Annotated in this window: 1 pseudogene; it reads left to right on the plus strand. The window is 56.1% G+C overall.

Going from position 1 to position 1,620, the window contains the following annotated elements:
• Nucleotides 1-96: 96 nt before the first annotated feature.
• Nucleotides 97-1,620 (plus strand): annotated as a pseudogene (pheT, locus tag IT444_14220) (phenylalanine--tRNA ligase subunit beta).

The raw sequence follows: 1,620 nt of genomic DNA on the forward strand, positions 1-1,620 counted from the left end.
CCTTTTTTCTTTCCTTTTCAGGGATTCTCTCTACTTTTGCCCAACTTGTTGAATCCCCGCGCCGAAAACCGAGCGCGAATTGTTTTTTGAGGAAAAATGAAGGTTTCGCTGAACTGGCTTCGAGATTTTCTCGACTTAGATAAATCACCCTCTGAAATCGCCGACATACTGACATCGCTGGGACTGGAGGTGGAAGGTTGGGAAACGGTGCGACCCTCGCCAGTCGATCTGGATAAAGTATTCACAGGCAAGGTGTTGGAGTGCGAACGTATACCCGATACCGACCACCTGTCCGCTACCAGAGTGGATGTTGGCGACGGCACCGTGCGTTCCATTGTGTGCGGTGCGCCCAATGTGGCTGCGGGCCAGAAAGTCCTCGTGGCCCTACCGGGCGCCAATGTTTTCAGCAAAGACGGCCAATTGTTTCAAATCGGCGAGCGCAAGGTCAAGGGCGTGCCTTCGCAAGGGATGATTTGCGCCCAGGACGAACTTGGCATCGGCCACGACCACTCCGGCATCATGATTTTGCCTGACGAAACGCCGCTTGGCATCAGCGCAGCCGCCTATCTCCGGCAAGAATCCGATACGGTCATCGAGATTGGCCTGACGCCCAACCGCGCCGACGCGACCAACCATTTCGGCGTGGCGAAGGACCTGGCCGCATATCTCCGCGTGCAGGAAAACCGGGATATCCAACTCCGCAATCCGCAATCCGCAATCCGCAATCCGCAATCCGCAATCAATTTCGGGGTTGAAGTTTTAAACGCGGAAGCATGCCCCCGTTATACAGGTATGGTGATCAGGGGCATCCAGGTCGCCGAAAGCCCCGACTGGCTCAAAAACCGCCTGCTGGCTGTAGGCCAGCGCCCCATCAACAACGTAGTGGACATCACCAACTACGTCCGCGTCGAACTCGGTCAGCCGCTGCACGCTTTCGACCTGGCAGAAATTAAGGGCGGAAAAATCCTGGTAAAAACACTACCGGAAGGTACCCCTTTCAAAACGCTCGACGAGGTGGAACGCAAACTCTTCGCCGAAGACCTGATGATCTGCGACGCGGAGTCTACCCCTATGTGTATCGGTGGCGTGTTCGGCGGCTTCAGCAGCGGCGTTTCCGAAAAAACGACCGCTATTTTCCTCGAAAGCGCTTTTTTCAACCCTAAATGGATACGCCGCTCCATGCTGCGCCACAACCTGCGCACCGACGCCGCCTGGAGTTTTGAAAAAGGCGTGGACCCCAACGGCTGCCGCCGCGCTCTCGAACGCGCCGCCCAACTCATCGTCGAAATTGCCGGTGGCGAAATCGCTTCCGATGGGGTGGATATTTACCCGAATCCGGTTTTACCCGCCCGCGTGACCTGCGGGTACGCCCGTGTGAACGCTTTGATCGGGGAAAATTTATCGAAAGAAAGAATCAAAAAAATCCTCGCTGCGCTCGAAATCGGCATTGATAATGAAACAGATACGGATTTTGTCGCCGTCATTCCCACCGACAAGCCCGATGTGACCCGCGAAGCCGACGTGGTGGAGGAGATCCTGCGCATTCACGGGCTGGACAACGTACCTATCCCCACCCAGATACGCAGCAGCATGGAGATTGCGCAGCGCCCCAGTCCCGAC

The organism is Phycisphaeraceae bacterium (assembly GCA_020851465.1).
Classification (GTDB): domain Bacteria; phylum Planctomycetota; class Phycisphaerae; order Phycisphaerales; family Phycisphaeraceae; genus JADZCR01.